Here is an 18,855-nt window from a genome sequence, read left to right on the forward strand (position 1 = left end):
GTTGTTGGCTAGCCTTTAGTCTTACATATGTTGAACCATATCGTCGATGATCTTATGCGAATTGACGGAAGCCTCCACGGTAAATTCGGCGAAGTTCACATGAGCCGAACCGTCTGCCTTATCCGACATCGCGCGAATGACGACGTATGGAATTTCGTTCATCGCGCATACCTGCGCCAATGCCGCGCCTTCCATCTCTGCGCACGCACCGCCCAGATCCTCGTAGAGTGAACGTACCGTATCCCGCGAGGCGATGAATTGGTCTCCGGAGAGTACCTTCCCCTTCACGCTCCGGCCCGGAAAATGACGCTCGCTGGCGGCGAGCGCCAGTTCGACGAGCGAGGCATCCGCCTGCCACTCCGAGACTTCCTGGAACGGAATTTGACCGCGCGCAAAACCGAGCGGCGTGACATCCATATCGTGCTGCAAGCAGCTGGACGAGACAACGATGTCGCCAATGTTCAAGTTGGGATCGACGGCGCCCGCAACGCCCGTAAACAGCACGCAATCCACGCCGGCGTCGATCAACAGCTGCGTGCAAACCGCTGCATTCACTTTGCCGACACCTGACTTGCAGAACACGACATCGCGGCCGTGGAACTTACCTTCCACGTAAGTGATGCCGGCCTTCGTGAAGGAGCCGGTCTTGTCCACATGCTGGTGCAGGAGCTCGATCTCTTCGACCATTGCTCCGATAATGCCGATTTTTTTAAAGTTGCTAGTCATTATCTGGCGCTTACCGATTGACGTTTGACGATCTCGTGCGGAAGCACGACTTTCGCGTGGTCAACGTTTTCCTTCTTCATTAATTTGGTGAGCAAACGCATGGAGACGGCGCCGATATCATACATCGGCTGAGCGACCGCCGTAAGCTGAGGACGCACCATGGATGCCATGCGGCTATTGTCGACGGAAATGACCGAAATATCCTGTGGTACTTTCAGACCGGAATCCTGGATGCTGTGAATGGCGCCGATCGCCATCTCGTCTGTTGCCGCAAAAACGGCCGTCGGACGGTTCGCAAGTCCCAGGAAGTACTTCATCGCTTCGGTTCCGGACTCGTAACGGTAGTTGCCGATTCGGACGAGATCCTCGTCGTACGTGATGCCGGCAGTCTCGAGCGCCCGCTTATAGCCTTGGAATCGCGCGAAGCCGATCGCCGGATCTTGCAGCGTGCCGCTGATCATGCTGATACGGGTATGGCCTTCGTTGATCAGAGCTTGTACCGCGTCGAAAGCGGCCGCTTCGTGATCGATGTCAACGGACGGAATCACACCGTTCTCATCCGTCGTCGCGCAAAGGACGATCGGCACATTCGCGGTCTTAAACGCTTGCAAGTGCTCGTCCGTCACGGCGCCGCCCATGAACAGCAGGCCGTCGACCTGCTTCTCCAGGAGCGTGTTGATGACGCGGATTTCTTTCTCTTTGCGCTTATCGGCGTTACACAGAATAATATTGTAGTGATACATATTCGCTATGTCTTCGATTCCGCGCGCTACTTCCGCGAATATCGCGTTCGAAATATCCGGAATGACGACGCCAACCGTCGTCGTCTTCTTGCTGGCCAAGCCGCGCGCGACGGCATTGGGTCTGTATCCGAGCCTCTCGATGGCTTCGAATACTTTCTTGCGAGTCTGCGGCTTTACGTTCGGGTTGTTGTTCACGACCCGCGAAACAGTCGCCATCGAAACGCCAGCTTCTCTTGCTACATCATAAATGGTTACCGTCACGGTCCTTCTCTCCATTAGTTCAAATTTTCAGCTCTCGCTCCGCATTACTTTACCGTAATGATACGACAAAATATTACTTTTCGCAATGATTCAGCATGATGTTGATCTAATGGCGAGGAGGTAATATTGAATATTTGTCGTTAGGCTTGCAATATGCCTCGGCTCAGCTGTTTCAGCCGTTTCTGTATGTCTGCAACCCAGGCTTCGTCACCGGTGGAACGCGCCACCGCGTATAGGTCGAGCAGCATATTGATCCGCTCTTCGGTCAGCGGCTTCACGACAGCCGGATCCGTGCTCTTGCGCGCCTGATACGCTTCGACGAGCAGATCGGCAAGCTCATTTACTTCATTGAATAAGTAGGTTTGCTTCTCCGGTTTCGCTCCCAGCTGGCCGATAAGACCGGTCAGGTCGGGTTTGACTTCGGAAAACACTTCACTGCGGTTACATGTAGGGCATGTATAGATCGGGACATTGTCGATTTCAACCTTACCCGAGTAAATGACGGTCCGCAGCTTCATAGGCATGACATCGCCGCATTGACAATGCTTTTGCAAAATGGCCAACTCCTTATCGTCTCAAGCTGCCGGTACCCCGCTAGCTCTCCAGTTCTTGACGATAAGGTATTCGACCGGATACGCATAAAGTCCTTCATTTCGGAATTTTGTAATATTTTCATGCCGGTGCTCAAAAATATACGATTAGGATGCCCATTTTCTCCACTGTCTGCGCACAAAAGGAACGGCCAGGAAGATTACGGCAAGCGCGGCGCCGATCATATCGTTGCGCAAATCATGAATATCCGGTGAACGTCCTCCTACGAAGGATTGATGGTACTCATCCGAAACACCATACAATAGACACAACAAAACGATCAACAATTTGAAGGACAAGCGGTCGCTGCTACGGCCGAATCCATAATCGAACGCGACCGCCAAGATGAAGTACGCGACGAAATGCCCCCAATCAAAACCGCTCATCGCGGGGAAGAGCGCCTGAAACCAAGGCAGAAACGTATTCATTTCGTCCCCCGTGCGCGAAGAAAGCAGAAAAATGACTCCCATCCACAAAAACGCGGGCAAAAATCGCAACAGCCGGCGGCTGCGCCCAGCGACGGTCTTGTCCTGCCGGTTGGCGGTTTGCATGGCAGGTCTCGCCTCCGTTACAATATGGTACAAGGTGAAACGGCAATCGCCCGTCTGCTCAGGCGGAGCGCGTTCCACTCGGTGAAATACAAGATGATTGATTGGCGCGAAAGTTATCAATGCTTGTATTTTGAACTAATAGCTAGTCTATTTTTCAAAGGAGGTCATGTGTTCATGAGTTTGCAAGGAAAAACCGTAATCTGCCTGCTCGATGACGAGTTCGAAGATCTGGAATTGTGGTACCCGGTATACCGTGTCCGCGAAGAAGGCGCAACCGTCCTGTTCGCAGGACCCGAGAAAGGAAAAACCCACATCGGGAAATACGGCGTGCCGGCGACGGCCGACATGTCCTTCGATGAAATCGACAGCGGGCAAATCGCCGGCATCCTCGTGCCGGGCGGCTGGGCGCCGGATAAGCTGCGCCGCTATCCGAAAGTCCTTCAGGTCGTGCAGGAGCTCGACCAGGCCGGCAAGCCGATCGGACAGATTTGCCATGCCGGCTGGGTCCTGATCTCCGCCAAAATTTTGCAAGGACGCAAGGTCACTTCGACGCCGGGTATTCGCGACGATATGGAGAATGCGGGTGCAACCTGGATCGATGAGCCGGTCGTCGTGGACGGACATTTGATCTCCGCCCGTCGTCCGCCGGATCTTCCTCCCTACGCGAAAGCATTCGTCGATGCGCTTGCTGCCACCCGATAAGATCATAAGATCTTACGGGCGTTACGTCGAATGCTGTCCGGCGGTTGCCTCGCGTTCCGCCAATTGATTGAAATCGTGAAGCAGCTGCTTTACGGCTTCGCTAGTCCGGCAGACCATCAGGTCGTCGAACAATCTACGGCTGTTTTGCTGTTTCATGCAAAGCAGCCGTTCTTTTATGGGCAGAATGGAATTCGCGGACATGCTCAGCTCATCCACGTCGAGCGCCAGCCAAATCGGAAGCGCGCGGATATCGCCGGCTAATTCGCCGCATACGCCGACGTGGATGCCGCCGCGCTTGGCCGCTTCGACCGTTGTCTTCAACATACGCAACACGGCCGGATGGTAAGGTTCGTACAGATGGGAGATCTGGTCGTTCATTCGATCCACCGCCAGCGTGAACTGGACCAGATCGTTCGTACCGATACTAAAGAAGTCAACCTCATCGGCCAACAAATCCGCTATCATAACCGCTGCCGGAAGCTCGATCATGATCCCCACCTCGATATCGCTGCGGTGCGGAATGCCTTCCGCCACCAACTCGCGTTTGGCCTCTTCCAGCAGCGCGTTCGCGCTTTGCACTTCCTCGACCGATGAAATGAGCGGATACATGATCTTGACATCGCCGTATGCGCTGGCCCGCAAAATCGCCCTCAGCTGGGTTTTGAACAAATCCGTCTTGTCCAGGCAAATCCGGATCGCGCGATAACCAAGAAACGGATTCTCCTCTTCCGGAAGCTCGAAGTAATCCAACTGCTTGTCGCCGCCGATATCGAGCGTGCGAATAATGAGGGGACGACCCGAGAGCTTCTCTGCCACGCTGCGGTACACGTCGTATTGCTCTTCTTCTTTCGGCAGACGATGACGGTCCATATACAGAAACTCCGTTCGGAACAAGCCCACGCCATACGTTCCGCTGCCAAGCGCGATATCCAATTCCTTAAGCGAGCTGATGTTCGCCGAGAGTTCCATCTCTTTGCCATCTGGCGTGACAGGACGCACCGACGCGATGCCTTTCAGGCGGTGACTCGCTTCCTGCTGTCTGCGCTGCAGCTCGGTGTAGCGTTCCGCCAACTCCTCGTTCGGCTCCAAATGAATGATGCCGGTTCCACCGTCGATAATAAGCATATCCCCGGTCTGGATCGGCTCCTCCAATTTGGATTCCAAGCCGACGACGAGCGGAATACCGAGCGCACGCGCCATAATCGAAGAATGCGAGGTCATACTGCCCGCCATGGTCGCGATGCCAAGGACGTGACTCGGGTTCAAATGCGCCAGCTGCGAGGGAGAAAGCTCCTTCGCCACCAGGATGAACGGCTGAGTATCCATCGGCAGCGTAATCTCCGGCGCGCCAAGCAAATGCTTGAGCAGCCTGTTGCCGACGTCCTTAATGTCGAGCGCTCGTTCCTTCATATACTCGTCATCCAGCAGGTCGAACATCGTGACGAAATGGTCGATCGCTTCTTTGACCGCCACTTCCGCCGCCTTATACTGCCGCTGGATGATCCCCTGAATCTCGTTCATGAATACCGGATCTTCCAAAATTGCCAAATGCGCATCGAAAATATAGCTTTCCTCGGTACCGACCACTTCGCGAAGCTCGTCTTTCATCTGCTCGATTTCGCTTTTAGACGTCCGGATTCCCTCGTACAACCGTTCGAACTCTCGCGCCAGATCGGCGACATCTATTTTTTGTTCCGGCAGCTCCCATTCCCAGTTCGGCAGCACGAACGATTTGCCGATCGCGATGCCCGGGGAAGCTCCTATCCCTTGTATCACCAGTTAATCCCCTCCACTGCTACTACTGCTTCTCTCTTTCAGGACGACCGACATAACCGATGCTTGGCCGCGCTTCACGCTCTTGAACGGAGCGTAGCTCCAGGATTTGACCCGGTCGGCGTTCGTGATGACCATCGGCGTCGCTAGCGACTTGGCATGTTCGCGGACGAAAGGCAGGTCGAACTTGATCAGCAGCTGACCCGGCCTCACCTGATCCCCCTCCCGCGCAATGGCGGTAAATCCTTTGCCCTTCAGCTGCGAGGTATCGATTCCGATGTGCAGCAGCACGTCCAGCCCTTCCGGCGTTCGAATGCCAATCGCATGCATAGACGGGTACACGTGAATGACCTTGCCGCTAACCGGCGACACCAGCTCGCCGCGATCGGGAATGAACGCCGCCCCATCGCCGACCAGTTTGCCCGCGAAGATCGGATCGGGCACATCCGTCAGCGGAATCATTCTGCCTTGCATCGGCGCGCTGAACAGCACGCGCATCTGGTCCCGCCGGATCGCCTTGTCCATCTCCTCCCGGATGAGCTCGGAATAAGTGCCGAAGACGATCTGCACGTTGCCGCCTCCAAGCCGAATGACGCCTGCGGCGCCCAAGTGCTTCAGCGCATTATTGTCGATCAACTTGTCGCTGGCAACCTTCAAGCGAAGACGGGTGATACAGGCTTCCATCTGCTGAATATTCTCCTTGCCCCCGATCGCCTGCAAGATGAGTGGCGCCCGGTACGGAATATCTCCCGCCCATTCGTCGAGCTGAGAGCCTTCCTCCCGGCCAGGCGTCGGAATACCGAACCGGCGGATCGCCCAGCGAAACAGCACGTAATAGATCAGACCGAGTCCGATTCCGATCGGAATGAGCAGCCATCCCTTCGTGGCCAAATGCTCGTTGATCACGAAGTCGATGGCGCCTGCCGAGAACGAGAAGCCGTGGCGGATCCCAAGCTCGTAGGTCAACCACATGACAAGCCCCGACAACACGGAGTGGATCACGAATAAATACGGAGCCACGAACAAGAACGCGAATTCCACCGGCTCCGTAACCCCCGTCAGGAACGAGGAAAGCGCGGCGGACAGAAAGGTGGTCTTAATCTTGGGTTTCAAGTCTTCGCGGGCTTCATGGATAATGGCGAGCGCGATCGCCGGAAGCGCGAACATCATCGTCGGGTATAGGCCGGCCATGAACGCGCCTGCCGTCGGATCGCCGGCGAAGAAACGCGTCAGATCGCCAAACACCATCGTGCCGTCCGCCTGCTCGTAACCGCCCACCTGGAACCAAAACACATGGCTGACCAAATGGTGCAAGCCGAACACGACTAGTATACGAAGTACGAAGCCGAATAAAAACACGCCGAAGCCCCCGCCCGACGATACGATTTCGCCGAGCTCCACTAGCATATTCTGGACGCTGGGCGCAATTCCGATCATCAGAATCCCCCATAAGGCGGAGAATAAGCTGACGATGAGCGGCACGAAGCGGGGACCCCCAAAGAATTGTATGTATTCCGGGAAACGGATGGTTTTGAACCGTTCATGAAAAAAGCTCGTTATCAGGCCGATCATGACGCCGGTAAGGACGGTCGGCTCGATCTCGTATCGGCTTGTACCGATTAAACTGGCATAAATAAACATCCCTGCCAAAGCGGCCAATCCCGCTGCTCCGGCATTGCTCGTCATGCCCATGGCGACGCCGAACGCAAATAAATAAGGGAGCCAGTGAAACAAGGCCTCGCCGGCCGTATGCAAATAACGAGGCATATCCGGCAAGCCGAAACTGGCCCAGGGCAGCACGCTCAAACTTAACAGGATCGCCGCGCCGGGGAGAACGATCGTCGGCAGCATCAAAGATCGTCCGAGCTGCTGCAAATGCCCCATGACGTTCATCCTGACCCTCCTCTCATGGCGGCATTGTACGTCACGCGTATGTGGATATGTATTGATGGTACGTGTTCAACCGCGCTTTGTCAAAAGAAAAGCGGCGGATGCATATGATCCGCCGCTTGTCCTTGCCTTGCATCCAATCCTAGAAACGTTGGTTGTTAAAACCGAAACCCGATTGTTGCTGCGAGCCTGCGGAGAAGCCCACATGCGAGATAACCGGGCCGGAGTTTTGTTGTTGCGTCGCTTGCAGAACTGGATTAAACGGCGTTTGCGCGTGGGAGAAGTTGTTCGAGAACGACCCCTGCGAGCTTGGCGAGAAGCTGCTTCCGAACGAAGGCTGCGCGCTGAACGAAGACTGGTTGTTGAAATCTTGACCAGCGGTGTAGCCTACGTGCGAAATCACGGGCTGGGAGCTAGAACGCGCTTGACCCGCGGATTGGAAGCTGTTGAAGCCTTGGGAAGAAGAGCCGCCGAAGTGATTGATCACCGGCGTGAAGCTCGACGTTTGCGCTTGAACCGGACCATGAGACTGGTAGTTGAAGCTTTGACCCGCCGAAGATCCAACGTGCGAAATCACCGGATTGTACGACGTGTTGGAAAAGCCTTGGTTCGAGAAGGCGCTAGGTTGATTGCTGAAACTTTGGCTGTTGCCGGCTGTGTAACCAACATGCGAAATCACCGGTTGGTAGCTGTTATTCGACGAAAAGCTGCTCGACGAGAAGCTTTGCGCAGGCGATTTGGGAATCCCTTGGTATTGGGATTGCACGAAGCCTACCGGCTGATATCTGTTCTGGGACTGGAACTGCTGTTGTTGGCCAAAGTTGTTTTGGTACACGTGTAGTCCTCCTCGAATTCATTAAGTTTGGTCCGCTGGGCCAATCGGCTAGCTGGAACCTCTCTTATTGTGGGAGTCGCTCACGTTTTATATGACCGTCAAGATTTGGATTTTCCGTGCGGGAGCAAAATCGAATCCTCGACCTTGATGCATCGGTCCATGATCACGTTCATGCCCGCTTCCTGTGCGATGCGGGCCGCGTCGTCGTGCGCGATGCCAAGCTGCAGCCAAAGCGTCTTCGCTTGAATGGCGGCGGCTTCCTCCGCTACGCCCGGCGTATGCTCACTGCGGCGAAATACATTGACAATATCGACCGGGAACGGGATATCGGCAAGCGACGAATAGGCGGTTTCTCCGAGAATCGAGGCGGCATTGGGATTAACAGGAATAATCCGGTAGCCTTTGGCTTGCATGGCGGCGGAAACCATGTACGATGTCCGCTCGGGGTTGTCCGACAGGCCGACGACCGCGATCGTTTCCGATTGCTCGAGAATCGTTTTGATTTCGTCGCGGCTTGGATTTTCAAATGACATAAGTCAAATGCGCCCCTTCCGTTATGAAGTACGGTATTCGGCTAACTGTTCTATTCTACCCATTCCACGTTGGCGCCAAGCGCCTTCAGATGATCAAAGAAAATCGGATACGATTTGGCCACGTGGTGGGCATCGCGAATGCGAAGCGGCTGCTTCGCGCGAAGTCCGACGACGGTAAGCGCCATGATGACGCGATGGTCATAATGCGCATTGATCTCCACGCCGCCTTCCACGCCCTCCGGACGGCCGTGCACGATAATTTCGTCGCGCTTCTCTTCGACGTTCGCGCCGGCTTTGCGCAGCTCGTTCAAGTAATCCGTGATGCGGTCGCACTCCTTGTACCGCAAATTCTCCACATCGTAGAAACGCGATGTGCCTTCGGCAAAGACGGCAGCCGCCACCATCGCCAACACGGCATCCGTCGCCTTGTCGCCATCGAATTCGAGCGCCTTCAGCTTGCCGTTGCCCTGTACGCGCACCACGCCGTTCTCATGCGTCAGCGGAACCTCCATGGCGCGCAGCACGTCCACGATGGCGCGCTCGCCCTGCTTGCTCTTCTCCAGCAGCCGGTGAACCGTGACGTCGGAATTCGTGACCGCAGCTGCCGCGAGAATGGCTGCCGATCCCGGATAGTCGCCCTGGACGACATAATCCTTCGCTGCATAACGCTGGTTGCCTTTGATCCGATAATGCATCAAATCTTCGCTCGCCTCGATGACGATCCCGGCCTGTTCCAATACCTCGAGCGTCTGGCCGACGACGACCTTGGATTTCAGATCATGCAGCACTTCGATCTCGCTGTCTTCCTCGAGCAGCGGCGTCAAGAACAGAAGCGCGCTCAAAAATTGGGAGCTGACCGCGCCCGATACGGTAATCTTGCCGCCTTTCGGCGCGCCGCCGCGAATCGTGATCGGTAGTTTACCGCTCTGGTGCTCGACCTGCACGCCAAGCTGTGCGAGCGATTCAATCAAATCGTCGTGCGGACGTTTGCCCAGCGAATCCGGATACCGGTTAACGAACGTAACCTCGGGGCTAAGCGCGGCGATCGCCATCAAGAAACGCAGCACAGCGCCCGCATTGCCGACATCCAGTTCTTTCACGTCGCTTGGTTTGCGTCCGAAACCGGTAATGACGATTTTCTCCTCATCCTCTTCGAGGACCGCGCCAAGATCGCGAATACATCTGCGCATCGCGTCGCTGTCCTCGCTGTGGGCCGGGTAATAGATCGTGCTCGTGCCTTCCGCAAGAGCCGCGACCAGCAAATACCGCGTCGTGTAGTTTTTGGAGGAAAGTGCTTGAATTTCGCCTTGCAGCTTCGGTGTTGGGGTAACGATAACGTCCATGAAAAATTCGGCTCCTTTAATGTAGGTAATCTATTCCTTCAGATTGGAACGCTTCCTAACTCCTCTGCCACGGGCGACTAGCCGCCGTTCTGGCTGGTGAGCCATGCGTCCCAGATCGCTTCGGCGACTTCCTCCGCATTCAACCCGGTCGTGTCGATGCGAACAGGGGCGAAATCATAAGCCGTGCGGCGTTCGGACAACAGCTTGTGAACGCGTTCTTCCAAATTCCCTTGCAGCAGCGGCCTGCCCTTGTCTTGGCTTACTCTGGCTATAATCTGTTCGGCCGTCGCGATGAGCGCGACGACGAGACCGCCATTCGCCATAAGCGCCCGGTTCTCCGGGCGAAGCACTGCGCCGCCACCCGTGGCGACTACCTGGTGTACGGCTCGTCCCATAACCGAACGCAGCGCATCCGTCTCCGCAGCGCGAAAGTAATCTTCTCCGAATTGCGCGAATAATTCGGGAATCGCGCGACCTTCGCGCTCTACGATCTCGGCGTCCACGTCTACCGCCTCGAAGCCGCCGCGCTGCGCGAGTATGCGGGCCACCGTGGATTTGCCGGTACCCATGAAGCCCACCAGGACGATGTGCCGGGGAGGCGTTAATGGTTCTGTCACGATATGTACACCCACTTGCTTTACAGAGTTAAAACTATTGATTAGCCCCTATCATATCATTAATTCCGATCGGAAGGGTATAAAAATGTTGATTTTGCCGTACAGATGATAATAGGACAACACTGACAAATTACCGTTTCAAGGAGTGGGTCGTCATGGCTCTAGGACAAGAGCCGCATCTGGCGCGCAACCGGTTCGATCGCATGCTATCGCCCGAATATCCGCTGTGCCGCGAGGACGTCGTCTGGATGCTGGAGTATATAAAAAAGAAAATGGCTGACGAAGCGCCCGTATTATCGAGCCTTCCCCAGCCAGTCTTATTGAAATCGTTCCAAGGTTACGTCGAGGCTGCCATGATCCTCATCAAGCAGCGCGGCGGCTCCGGCCCAGAGGCCGATCGGCTGCGCGTCTGCCTGCAGGCCGCCGCCGACGGTTTCTTGGCTCGACCGAATTAGTTCTGCATCCAGTTGAAGTGGAACGTGCCTTCTTTGTCCACGCGCTTGAACGTGTGGGCGCCGAAGTAGTCGCGCTGCGCTTGCAGCAGGTTAGCCGGCAGACGCTCTGTGCGGTAGCTGTCGTAGTAAGCGAGCGCGCTTGCGAAGCCAGGAACCGGGATACCTTGGGTAACCGCAGTCGCGACGACTTCACGCCATGCGCCTTGGTAAGATTCGACAACCTCTTGGAAGTACGAATCCAGCAGCAGGTTGGACAGCTCCGGATTGCGGTCGTATGCGTCCTTGATGTTCTGCAGGAAGCCCGCGCGGATGATGCAGCCGCCGCGGAAGATCATCGCGATGTCGCCGTAACGCAGGTTCCAGCCGTACTCGTCGGACGCCGCGCGCATTTGAGCGAAGCCTTGCGCGTACGAGCAGATTTTGCTCGCGAACAGCGCTTTGCGTACCGCTTCGATGAAGGCCGCTTTGTCGCCTTGGTAAGGCGCCGGTTGCGGTCCTTTGAGCAGTTTGCTTGCCGCTACGCGCTCTTCCTTCAGCGCGGAGAGGAAGCGGGAGAATACGGACTCCGTAATGATGGACAGCGGCACGCCCAGATCCAGCGCGCTCTGACTCGTCCACTTGCCCGTGCCCTTCTGGCCGGCGGAATCGAGAATGACGTCAACCATCGGCTTGTTCGTCTCCGGATCGTACTTCGAGAAGATGTCGGCCGTGATTTCGATCAGGTAGCTGTCGAGCTCGCCTTTGTTCCATTCGGAGAAGATCGAGTGAAGCTCTTCCGTGCTAACGCCCAGAACGCGGTTCAGGAGATCGTAGGCTTCGCAGATAAGCTGCATGTCGCCGTACTCGATGCCGTTGTGAACCATCTTCACGTAGTGGCCGGCGCCGTCCGGACCGATATATGTACAGCAAGCGTCGTCGCCGACTTTCGCGGAGATCGCGGTGAGGATCGGCTCGACCAGCTTGTATGCGGATTCCTGCCCGCCCGGCATGATGGACGGGCCTTTCAGCGCGCCTTCTTCGCCGCCGGATACGCCAGTGCCGATGAAGCGGATGCCCTTGTCCTCCAGCTCGCGGCTGCGGCGCTGGGTATCCGGGAAGTAGGCGTTACCGCCGTCGATGATGATATCGCCTTTGTCCAGGTGCGGAACAAGCGCGTCGATCGTCGCGTCCGTGCCGGCGCCGGCTTGGACCATGATCAGGATTTTGCGTGGGGACTCAAGCGATTGCACGAATTCTTCGACCGAGAACGTGCCGACAAGGTTCTTGCCTGCGGCTTCCTTCAGAAGCTCGTCCGTCTTCTCGCGGGAGCGGTTGTACACCGATACGGTGAAACCTTTGCTCTCGATATTAAGCGCCAGGTTTTTGCCCATAACGGCCAACCCGACAACACCAATTTGTTGTTTAGACATACGGCTCTTCCATCCCTTTTCTATTTGTTATAGTGGAACAATACAGCTATTTTACTCTTTTTAATCGGGATTGAAAACCATAATCAGGCTGAAAAATAAGGTTTTCATCAGATCTTCATTTTACCCGCTTTTGTGAACGATCAACAAAATAAGCTCCCGGGCCTGGAAACCCGGGAGCTTACTCGGCTTTGCGCATGCGCATAACCGGACTACAACTCAAGCTGGATCATCTCGATTCGCAGCGTGCTCAGACGTTCTTTGGATGCGGCGACGATTTCCTCATGTCCCTCGGTTATCGCCTCGTGAAGGACGGATAGCTCGTAATCGAGCTCAAGCCGCAGCACCGCCGCGCGTTCCTCTGCCCGCTTCGATTGAAACGCCTGAATCACTTCCTCAACGGTCACGTACGGTTTTTTCTGATAAATGATTCTGTGTTCCATGCCGGACACCTCCACAAGTCGAATAATTTCGCCAAACATGATGCTCTCAATGACGATCTGCCGGTCTTTAAAACGCTTGACGACGGCGTGGCCCCTGGAATCGTTGATGAGCTTCTCGATGAGTTCGGACAATTTCTCGTCTTTGATCACATAATCGCCCACTATTTTATAGCGGCTGCGAACCCGTTGAAACCGAAGTTTCACGAGCTTGCGTCCGCTGCGGACCGAAATAAGAAAGTAGACATCCGTCTCGCTCCAATACAGCGAGTACCCTTCCTGAATTAAATCACGAATTAGATTCTGGATTTGCCGGCGGTCGAATCGCAGTTCCAAATTGCAGTACTCCACCTCGTAGCTCTTATTCACGGCAACCCCTCCCTCTTCAGATGTCTAAGTTTTCTGAATATTCTCTCTTATCAATATCTTATACTCCATCTTATGTTCTGGCAACTTGGATTATTGACTATTTTTAAACCGTTCTCAGCGATTTGAATAAAATGCCCATCCGCGAAATTGAGTTCGCCGCGCTCTGCGGTAAATAAAGCGAACCGGCCGATGCCCGCATTGTCTGCTACACGCTTCTCACTCTGAATAACTTGATTGTTTGCGATCAAAATCCGAAGGATGGGACACCGGCAATCAGCGCTAGCGAAACACACGATGATTGATAAGCGCAGCGCTTACAATTGGTGCAGTTACAAAAAAACCGCCCGAGTCCGTCGCAAGCGACGAACCGGGCGGCCCGCAAAACACATGTATGTACGCTACAAAAACCACTGGTTCAGAACGATCCCGAACGCGACGCCGCTCACCAGCGCGCCGGCGAAGCTGAACGCGCCATTGCGGAAACGCTGCTGGAACATCTGAAGCACCCCGAGGCTTAGCAGCGAAAAGATAAGCAGAATAAACAGCGCCCCCGTCACGAACAAGCTGGCGGATACATTGCTGACATCGACCGTCAAAGCCAAACACTCCCTCTTCATTTTAGGACATCTTCTTGCATTATACGGGATTCGCCACAATCCCGCCAGCCGCAACTTTTCGCTTACTCACGTCTTCGCGGCGCCGTTATCGGATCTCAGCCGCGTTTGACGATGCCCACGTCCGCCACTTTTTTGCGCCCGGCGCGTTTCAGCATTTTAACGGTGAGCGCATTGCCTTCCAGTATCGCCGTGGCGCGGTCCGGCAGCACCAAATGCGGAAGCTTTACCGTTTCGCTTTTGCCCCCGGGCAGACCGTCGATCCTCATTTTATCCTCTCTGACCAGTACACGCAGACGAGATAGATCGGCCCCTCCGTCCACCGGATACACAACCGTCACGTAACGCTTGGTCTCCGAGACATCCGCCACGCCCGTCCCTAACGCGGACCCGACGGCAGGCAGCGCCTTAGACACCATGCCGCGCACATAGTTCTCCACCCAAGAGGGGTCCTTGAACAAATCGAAGCCCGAAGGGAGCTGCTGCCCCTTCATCCACTTCTCCAGCTCTTCCCATTGCGACGCCACCTGCGCCCACCTCCTCTGCTGGCTATATTCTATGCACCCCGCCCAGAACCGGTCACTGGGAGTCTAAGCCGCCGCAGCAACCGGGAAAGGGAGGAACGTCTGGGCGAACGCCCGCATACGATGTAATATCCATGATCGCACACTATAAAGGAGTGACCCTGCATGCCAGCAGTTGTCGGTTTCGTCAATATCGTCAGTCTCGGGGGCAGCTCGATCGTTCAGTTCGGCGACTCGGTCCAAATGTCGCCAAGCAGCAACTCCAAAACGTATGCCGGTTCCGGTTCGTTCCTGACGGGCAGCCTGAGCAATTCCAACAACGCCGTGAGCGCGACGAGCACGCTGGACCCGGATCTGATCGACAATTCCTCCAGCGAGGTCGGCAGCGGAGTGAACGTCGTATGAGCATGACCGTGCATCAGCATATCACGATTCACCAATTACGCGTGGACAGCCTGACGAATTCGTCGGTCCTGCAAATCGGCACGTCCGGCTCGATCCGCTCGTTATCCCAGCTGTACAACAGCGGCGGCTTCACGGGCCCCGCTCCCCAGCTCGGACAAGGACAAGAGAATCCGTTGTCCTTCGTCCCGCTGCCGAATCCCGCCTAAGCCTATGAAGACCGGAGGTGGCCCCAATGCAAACCCCAAGCGGTCCCGCGCTGACGCCATGGCAGCTGTGCATGGGACTATCCGAACGCGTGCAGCTTCAACAACGGCAGTTATACGAAACGCAATGCAAGCTTCAAGAGCAGCAGCAGCTCATGACCGAACTGCAGCGCCAGATTGACGAGCTGCGCGTCCGTCTGATAGCGGCGGAGAGCCGGCCGGTCTACCATATCGAGAAGATGGAATATGCCTTCGATCAGCTGAAGGTCGAGAAGCTCGACGGCACGCTGAACATCGGCATGACGCCGCCGAACGAAGAATACATCAAGGAAATCGGCCAACTTGTCATGCCCGGCGGGATTGCCGCGCCCGGCAAAACGCCGGCGCCATCCGCAGACCCGGCGACGAGCGGCCCGAATCAATTCCCATCGATGGGCGCCACGAGCGGCCCCGGCGCAACTGCCCCTCAGCCGCCATATCCCGAAATTCGGCAGCAAGTCGATATCTACTTGAATCAGACCGCGCCGCAGAGGCTGGCGCAGCTGGAGAGCGAGTACGGCATTCCGCTTGATCCGTACCATCGCAGGCTCATCATCGAGGATATTCGCAAGCAGATGTCCACCAGAGTCCAATATTATATTCAACAAACGGCTCGCGCGGCCGGAGGCGAATCGGGAGAAGACCATCCGCCGTCTTCCGGCAACGCCGAGCAGTCACAGTTCTCGCAGCAGCAGGCCGCTCTCGTGCTGGCCAAAACCACCAGGGATATTGACGCCGCGCTTCGCGCTTATATGGATCAACTGCGCGGAGGAGCCAACCAAGGGGGAGATCCGTTGTGAATCTGAACGTTATCAATCACTCGCTCTTCGTGGGCAGCGTCGAGATGACCGCTGTGGCCAGTTCTTCGGTCTTCCAGATCGGAGACACGGAGCAGTACACCCTCTATTCGATGTTCGATACGCCGCCGGAATCCCTCGTCGTCGGGCCCATTGCGCCGCTAGGACCGCCCGAGGACGCGGACGAAGCCGAAGGGGAATCCTCCGTATCGCTGACGACGAACGAAGCGATTACGGTGAATCGATGAACGATTATCCGGTTCGCGTCTCCCACCTCGGCAAGATCAACATCATCAGCGCGAGCAGTGCGTCCATCGTGCAATTCGGCGATCGCGGCGAGGTCAACGCCAAAGTGCAGGCGATAGCCGTGCAACGGCAGCAGCGGCACAGTCGGCGCCGCGAAATGTTCTTCGAGTCTTACTCGATCTTCTCACGCCCGCTGCCGGCGATCATCGAGCCCGCGGACGAAACTGCGCCCGTAACCATGTCCGTCACGAACGTGCAACCGAGAATATGCGTGAACAGCGTCGGCATCATTGCCGTCAGCTCGTGCGGAATGATCTTCGTCGGCAACGGCATGTCCTCGACTTCGGAGACGCGCGTGAAGCATATCCGCCAGTACAGCGCCGCGCTCCCGCTCCCGCCAATCGACGGCGAATGTCCGCCAAGCCTGCCGCCCAGCGGACCGCGGCGCGACTCACCCTAGGTGATCGCATAAAAATCCGCGCACCCCGTACATTCGTCCAGACCATTTCGATCCCCGCACATATAGTAACAATGTGATCAGGAAAACATCACAACAACAAACGACATAGGAGGTATGTACAGTGGGATACCCTGTAGCAGGCGTTAACACAGGTTGCGGTCCAGTTGGCGGTTATGTATGGGCGGGCGCTACCCTCATCCTCGTTCTCTACATTTTGCTGGTCATCGTTCTGCGTGGCGGGCTGTACTAACACCTAGCAGACCATACGGTTATGACAAAAGCGCTGCCGGAGACGGCAGCGCTTCTGTCTATGCGGGTATGCGATTCGTTATCCTTGCGCGCCCATCCGATACATCTTGATTGCCAGCTGAAGCTGCAGCCGGACCTCCGCGTTATCCAGATCCGCGCCGAGCAGCTGGCGCGCCTTCTCCAACCGATACACGACCGTATTGTAATGCGTCTCCAGCATCTCCGATGTCAAGCGCACGTTGCCGTTGCTGCGAAAGTAAGCCTCGAGCGTTTCCATTAAGCTCCCGCCTTTGCGATCGGCAGCCAGAATGGGTTCGATGTACCGTTCCAGCACGGCATCCCATTCATCCCCGCGAGGGACAAGATAGAGCAAGCTGTAGATGCCAAGATCTTCGTAACACACAAGCTTGCTGTCCAATCGGCAGATAGCCGCCACTTGTTTGGCCCGCTTCGCGGCCGTTAAGCTCGCGTACAGCTTCTCCGCGCTTCCTTGCTTGCCGACATACATAAAGAGCTCCCGCTGGCCGCAGATCGCCTGCAGCTCTGCCATCAGCTTCGCGTCGGCCTTGCGCTCGCCGGGCATGACAAGCACAAGCTCGCGCTCATAGACGCCCGCAAAGATCGGACCATGTTCGGGGAAGTATGAGGATGCAATCCGATCGGCCGCCGCTTTGAGCGTCTGCTCGTCGGCTTCCTGCAGGCCGAGCAGCGCCGCGGTGAACGGACGGTCGACCGAGATGCTGTTCCCTACCGCTTCCGCGCGCAGACGAATGTCCGTCCTGCTTGCCAGACGTCCGCTCAACCAGTCGAGCAGGAAGTTCTCCGTATATTTGTTCTTGGCCTCGCGAAGCGCCTCGGAGTTGGATAATTCAAGACCGGCCAAAGCATGCAGCCGGTCCATCGTCAACGCATCGACGGACGTGATCGTCCGCTCCGAGGCAATCAGGATCAAGTAGGCGGATGCGGGCATATTGGAGGAGATATCCGACACATAAAGCTGGCCGGCCGGTTCGTTCGCCGCAACCGATTCATCGCGCAGGCACCATTCTACCGGGTAACGATAGCCGCGACCTTTCGAGGTTAACACCGCCTCCTCGAACAGCCAATCTCCGGCAACCAAGCCGCCGGAAGACTCCGAGCCTTCGCGCAGCCGGCGAGAATATATCGATTCTTTCCCCTTCCTGACAATGGCGAGCGGATTGCCGAGCAGCGCCTCCAAATGATCCATGAACGCGATGATGCCGCTGCCCCCCGACAGCATTCGGCTAACCGACTGCACGCGCTCCTCAATCGCCGCGAGCTGCGCGGACTCTTGCTCGATTACGCTGCCGAGCAGTTCCCGCTTGATCGCCGTGAATTCCGCTTCCTTCGGGAGCACGATAAGCGGCAGCCCGAATCTCTCGGCCAACTCGACCGCTTCCTGCGGCAGCGGATCCGTCTCCGCGCTGAACCGGATGCCAAGGGCCGAAGCGCCTCGTTCGGCGAGCGCCTCCACCGTCTCCACGCAGCGCTGGGGATGATCGCGCAGCAATCGCCCCGTCGTCATCACAAGCTCTCCCGGCCTCACCCAGCTGATATCCTCGGGCAATTCGATCGCATTGATCCGGTTGACCGCCCCGTCAAGCCCCTTCGCGCCGGCAATCAGCGCACAGTCGCGAATCGGGCCCGATTCGATGAATCCCGCTACGGTGAAGACCACTCCGTCTCTTCTCGGCTTTACGTTCGCATATGATAAGGGACCCTCCGACCCGGATCTCGCATCCAGATCCATCGGCGCATGCTCCCCGTCTTCCGACAAAGGCGCCATCCGTTTCGTCTCCGCCATGAACCGATCCCTCTTTTCATACCTTTTGTCAGTTTTCATAACACATATCTAACGTATAAAATCTTTTTTCATTGTAACGCATTCCGAATCGATTGTCTTTAGTTCGGGCGCATAAAGTTTCGGCGGATTTTCATGCACGCGAAGGAGCTATAATATCCCACGTGTTCAGGTTAGCATGGATTTCCACTTTGATGGATCGCGAATCCCTTGATCTATTAAAGAAAAACGCAAAAAAAGCCGCCTTTCGGCAGCCCTTGC

The 18,855-nt window shown here is 56.2% G+C and carries 22 protein-coding genes and 1 pseudogene; 8 read left to right on the top strand and 15 right to left on the bottom strand.

The annotated features are described in order from the left end of the window. Window positions 1–21 precede the first annotated feature (21 nt). The 4 genes from ACFSKT_RS18040 to ACFSKT_RS18055 form a co-directional block, all read right to left on the bottom strand. Window positions 22–726 carry a 5'-methylthioadenosine/adenosylhomocysteine nucleosidase gene (locus tag ACFSKT_RS18040; protein WP_377719602.1) on the bottom strand — a complete coding sequence of 235 codons (705 nt, stop codon included), beginning with the start codon at window positions 724–726 and terminating at the stop codon, window positions 22–24. Next, complete coding sequence (ccpA, locus tag ACFSKT_RS18045) at window positions 726–1,730, bottom strand: catabolite control protein A (RefSeq protein ID WP_377719601.1); 1,005 nt, start codon at window positions 1,728–1,730, stop codon at window positions 726–728. Before ccpA ends, ACFSKT_RS18040 begins: the two co-directional genes overlap by 1 nt. Before the next feature lie 140 nt (window positions 1,731–1,870). Further along, a complete protein-coding gene (locus ACFSKT_RS18050; RefSeq protein ID WP_377719600.1) occupies window positions 1,871–2,254 on the bottom strand; it encodes a hypothetical protein in 384 nt (127 codons plus the stop codon). A 174-nt stretch (window positions 2,255–2,428) separates the two neighbouring features. Then, a complete protein-coding gene (locus tag ACFSKT_RS18055; RefSeq protein WP_377719599.1) occupies window positions 2,429–2,872 on the bottom strand; it encodes a VanZ family protein in 444 nt (147 codons plus the stop codon). A 174-nt stretch (window positions 2,873–3,046) separates the two neighbouring features. On the opposite strand from ACFSKT_RS18055, the gene ACFSKT_RS18060 reads away from it, so the two are divergent. Beyond that, window positions 3,047–3,574 (top strand): type 1 glutamine amidotransferase domain-containing protein, encoded by a 528-nt coding sequence (locus ACFSKT_RS18060; protein WP_377719598.1) that lies wholly within the window; start codon window positions 3,047–3,049, stop codon window positions 3,572–3,574. Window positions 3,575–3,595: 21 nt separating this feature from the next. Here ACFSKT_RS18060 and ptsP read toward each other — a convergent pair whose 3' ends face one another. From ptsP to ACFSKT_RS18090, 6 genes are all read right to left on the bottom strand, one after another. After that, window positions 3,596–5,350 carry a phosphoenolpyruvate--protein phosphotransferase gene (gene ptsP, locus ACFSKT_RS18065; RefSeq protein WP_377719597.1) on the bottom strand — a complete coding sequence of 585 codons (1,755 nt, stop codon included), beginning with the start codon at window positions 5,348–5,350 and terminating at the stop codon, window positions 3,596–3,598. A 3-nt stretch (window positions 5,351–5,353) separates the two neighbouring features. Beyond that, the gene (locus tag ACFSKT_RS18070; protein WP_377719596.1) at window positions 5,354–7,240 is read right to left on the bottom strand and encodes a glucose PTS transporter subunit IIA; all 1,887 of its coding nucleotides are present in this window, start codon (window positions 7,238–7,240) and stop codon (window positions 5,354–5,356) included. Window positions 7,241–7,379: 139 nt separating this feature from the next. Beyond that, window positions 7,380–8,072 carry a hypothetical protein gene (locus ACFSKT_RS18075; RefSeq protein WP_377719595.1) on the bottom strand — a complete coding sequence of 231 codons (693 nt, stop codon included), beginning with the start codon at window positions 8,070–8,072 and terminating at the stop codon, window positions 7,380–7,382. Between the two features lie 98 nt (window positions 8,073–8,170). After that, window positions 8,171–8,605 carry a CoA-binding protein gene (locus ACFSKT_RS18080; protein ID WP_377719594.1) on the bottom strand — a complete coding sequence of 145 codons (435 nt, stop codon included), beginning with the start codon at window positions 8,603–8,605 and terminating at the stop codon, window positions 8,171–8,173. Between the two features lie 50 nt (window positions 8,606–8,655). After that, entirely contained in the window at window positions 8,656–9,948 is a 1,293-nt protein-coding gene (gene aroA, locus ACFSKT_RS18085) for a 3-phosphoshikimate 1-carboxyvinyltransferase (RefSeq protein ID WP_377719593.1), read from the bottom strand. 77 nt (window positions 9,949–10,025) lie between these two features. Beyond that, a complete protein-coding gene (locus ACFSKT_RS18090) occupies window positions 10,026–10,565 on the bottom strand; it encodes a shikimate kinase (RefSeq protein WP_377719592.1) in 540 nt (179 codons plus the stop codon). A gap of 155 nt (window positions 10,566–10,720) precedes the next feature. On the opposite strand from ACFSKT_RS18090, the gene ACFSKT_RS18095 reads away from it, so the two are divergent. Further along, on the top strand, window positions 10,721–11,020 hold the full coding sequence (locus ACFSKT_RS18095) for a hypothetical protein (protein WP_377719591.1): 300 nt from the start codon (window positions 10,721–10,723) through the stop codon (window positions 11,018–11,020). Here ACFSKT_RS18095 and gndA read toward each other — a convergent pair. From gndA to ACFSKT_RS18115, 4 genes are all read right to left on the bottom strand, one after another. Beyond that, window positions 11,017–12,429 (bottom strand): NADP-dependent phosphogluconate dehydrogenase, encoded by a 1,413-nt coding sequence (gene gndA / locus ACFSKT_RS18100; protein WP_377719590.1) that lies wholly within the window; start codon window positions 12,427–12,429, stop codon window positions 11,017–11,019. The genes ACFSKT_RS18095 and gndA overlap by 4 nt on opposite strands. Window positions 12,430–12,638: 209 nt before the next feature. After that, window positions 12,639–13,235, bottom strand: coding sequence for a hypothetical protein (locus ACFSKT_RS18105; protein WP_377502023.1), 597 nt, complete (start codon window positions 13,233–13,235; stop codon window positions 12,639–12,641). Window positions 13,236–13,633: 398 nt separating this feature from the next. Next, entirely contained in the window at window positions 13,634–13,831 is a 198-nt protein-coding gene (locus tag ACFSKT_RS18110) for a hypothetical protein (protein WP_377719589.1), read from the bottom strand. A gap of 116 nt (window positions 13,832–13,947) precedes the next feature. Next, window positions 13,948–14,376, bottom strand: coding sequence for a hypothetical protein (locus ACFSKT_RS18115; RefSeq protein ID WP_377719588.1), 429 nt, complete (start codon window positions 14,374–14,376; stop codon window positions 13,948–13,950). A gap of 162 nt (window positions 14,377–14,538) precedes the next feature. On the opposite strand from ACFSKT_RS18115, the gene ACFSKT_RS18120 reads away from it, so the two are divergent. The 6 genes and pseudogenes from ACFSKT_RS18120 to ACFSKT_RS18145 all read left to right on the top strand — a co-directional run bounded on the left by ACFSKT_RS18120 (window position 14,539) and on the right by ACFSKT_RS18145 (window position 16,773). Next, a complete protein-coding gene (locus ACFSKT_RS18120) occupies window positions 14,539–14,778 on the top strand; it encodes a spore germination protein (protein ID WP_148931315.1) in 240 nt (79 codons plus the stop codon). Beyond that, window positions 14,775–14,984: a spore germination protein GerPB gene (locus tag ACFSKT_RS18125; protein WP_148931316.1), complete on the top strand. Its 210-nt coding sequence runs from the start codon at window positions 14,775–14,777 to the stop codon at window positions 14,982–14,984. The genes ACFSKT_RS18120 and ACFSKT_RS18125 overlap by 4 nt, the downstream gene beginning before the upstream one ends. Window positions 14,985–15,010: 26 nt before the next feature. After that, complete coding sequence (gene gerPC / locus ACFSKT_RS18130) at window positions 15,011–15,820, top strand: spore germination protein GerPC (protein WP_377719587.1); 810 nt, start codon at window positions 15,011–15,013, stop codon at window positions 15,818–15,820. Further along, window positions 15,817–15,990: pseudogene (locus ACFSKT_RS18135) on the top strand (spore gernimation protein GerPD); the annotation flags it as partial. The gene gerPC and the pseudogene ACFSKT_RS18135, both read left to right, overlap by 4 nt. A 71-nt stretch (window positions 15,991–16,061) precedes the next feature. Then, window positions 16,062–16,523: a spore germination protein GerPE gene (locus tag ACFSKT_RS18140; protein ID WP_377719586.1), complete on the top strand. Its 462-nt coding sequence runs from the start codon at window positions 16,062–16,064 to the stop codon at window positions 16,521–16,523. A 121-nt stretch (window positions 16,524–16,644) separates the two neighbouring features. Beyond that, window positions 16,645–16,773 carry a hypothetical protein gene (locus ACFSKT_RS18145; protein ID WP_377719585.1) on the top strand — a complete coding sequence of 43 codons (129 nt, stop codon included), beginning with the start codon at window positions 16,645–16,647 and terminating at the stop codon, window positions 16,771–16,773. A gap of 78 nt (window positions 16,774–16,851) precedes the next feature. On the opposite strand, the gene ACFSKT_RS18150 is transcribed toward ACFSKT_RS18145, so the two are convergent. Then, on the bottom strand, window positions 16,852–18,597 hold the full coding sequence (locus tag ACFSKT_RS18150) for a PucR family transcriptional regulator (RefSeq protein ID WP_377719584.1): 1,746 nt from the start codon (window positions 18,595–18,597) through the stop codon (window positions 16,852–16,854). Window positions 18,598–18,855 lie beyond the last annotated feature (258 nt).

It is taken from the genome of Paenibacillus xanthanilyticus, from assembly GCF_042682185.1.
Taxonomy (GTDB): domain Bacteria; phylum Bacillota; class Bacilli; order Paenibacillales; family Paenibacillaceae; genus Paenibacillus_Z; species Paenibacillus_Z xanthanilyticus.

Bases quoted from the DNA above. Each gene is read 5' to 3' on its own strand.
- ACFSKT_RS18040 (WP_377719602.1), bottom strand. From the start codon at position 726: ATGACTAGCAACTTTAAAAAAATCGGCATTATCGGAGCAATGGTCGAA.
- ACFSKT_RS18050 (WP_377719600.1), bottom strand. From the start codon at position 2,254: ATGCCTATGAAGCTGCGGACCGTCATTTACTCGGGTAAGGTTGAAATC.
- ACFSKT_RS18055 (WP_377719599.1), bottom strand. From the start codon at position 2,872: ATGCAAACCGCCAACCGGCAGGACAAGACCGTCGCTGGGCGCAGCCGC.
- ACFSKT_RS18060 (WP_377719598.1), top strand. From the start codon at position 3,047: ATGAGTTTGCAAGGAAAAACCGTAATCTGCCTGCTCGATGACGAGTTC.
- ACFSKT_RS18070 (WP_377719596.1), bottom strand. From the start codon at position 7,240: ATGAACGTCATGGGGCATTTGCAGCAGCTCGGACGATCTTTGATGCTG.
- ACFSKT_RS18080 (WP_377719594.1), bottom strand. From the start codon at position 8,605: ATGTCATTTGAAAATCCAAGCCGCGACGAAATCAAAACGATTCTCGAG.
- aroA (WP_377719593.1), bottom strand. From the start codon at position 9,948: ATGGACGTTATCGTTACCCCAACACCGAAGCTGCAAGGCGAAATTCAA.
- ACFSKT_RS18095 (WP_377719591.1), top strand. From the start codon at position 10,721: ATGGCTCTAGGACAAGAGCCGCATCTGGCGCGCAACCGGTTCGATCGC.
- gndA (WP_377719590.1), bottom strand. From the start codon at position 12,429: ATGTCTAAACAACAAATTGGTGTTGTCGGGTTGGCCGTTATGGGCAAA.
- ACFSKT_RS18120 (WP_148931315.1), top strand. From the start codon at position 14,539: ATGCCAGCAGTTGTCGGTTTCGTCAATATCGTCAGTCTCGGGGGCAGC.
- ACFSKT_RS18125 (WP_148931316.1), top strand. From the start codon at position 14,775: ATGAGCATGACCGTGCATCAGCATATCACGATTCACCAATTACGCGTG.
- gerPC (WP_377719587.1), top strand. From the start codon at position 15,011: ATGCAAACCCCAAGCGGTCCCGCGCTGACGCCATGGCAGCTGTGCATG.
- ACFSKT_RS18140 (WP_377719586.1), top strand. From the start codon at position 16,062: ATGAACGATTATCCGGTTCGCGTCTCCCACCTCGGCAAGATCAACATC.
- ACFSKT_RS18150 (WP_377719584.1), bottom strand. From the start codon at position 18,597: ATGGCGGAGACGAAACGGATGGCGCCTTTGTCGGAAGACGGGGAGCAT.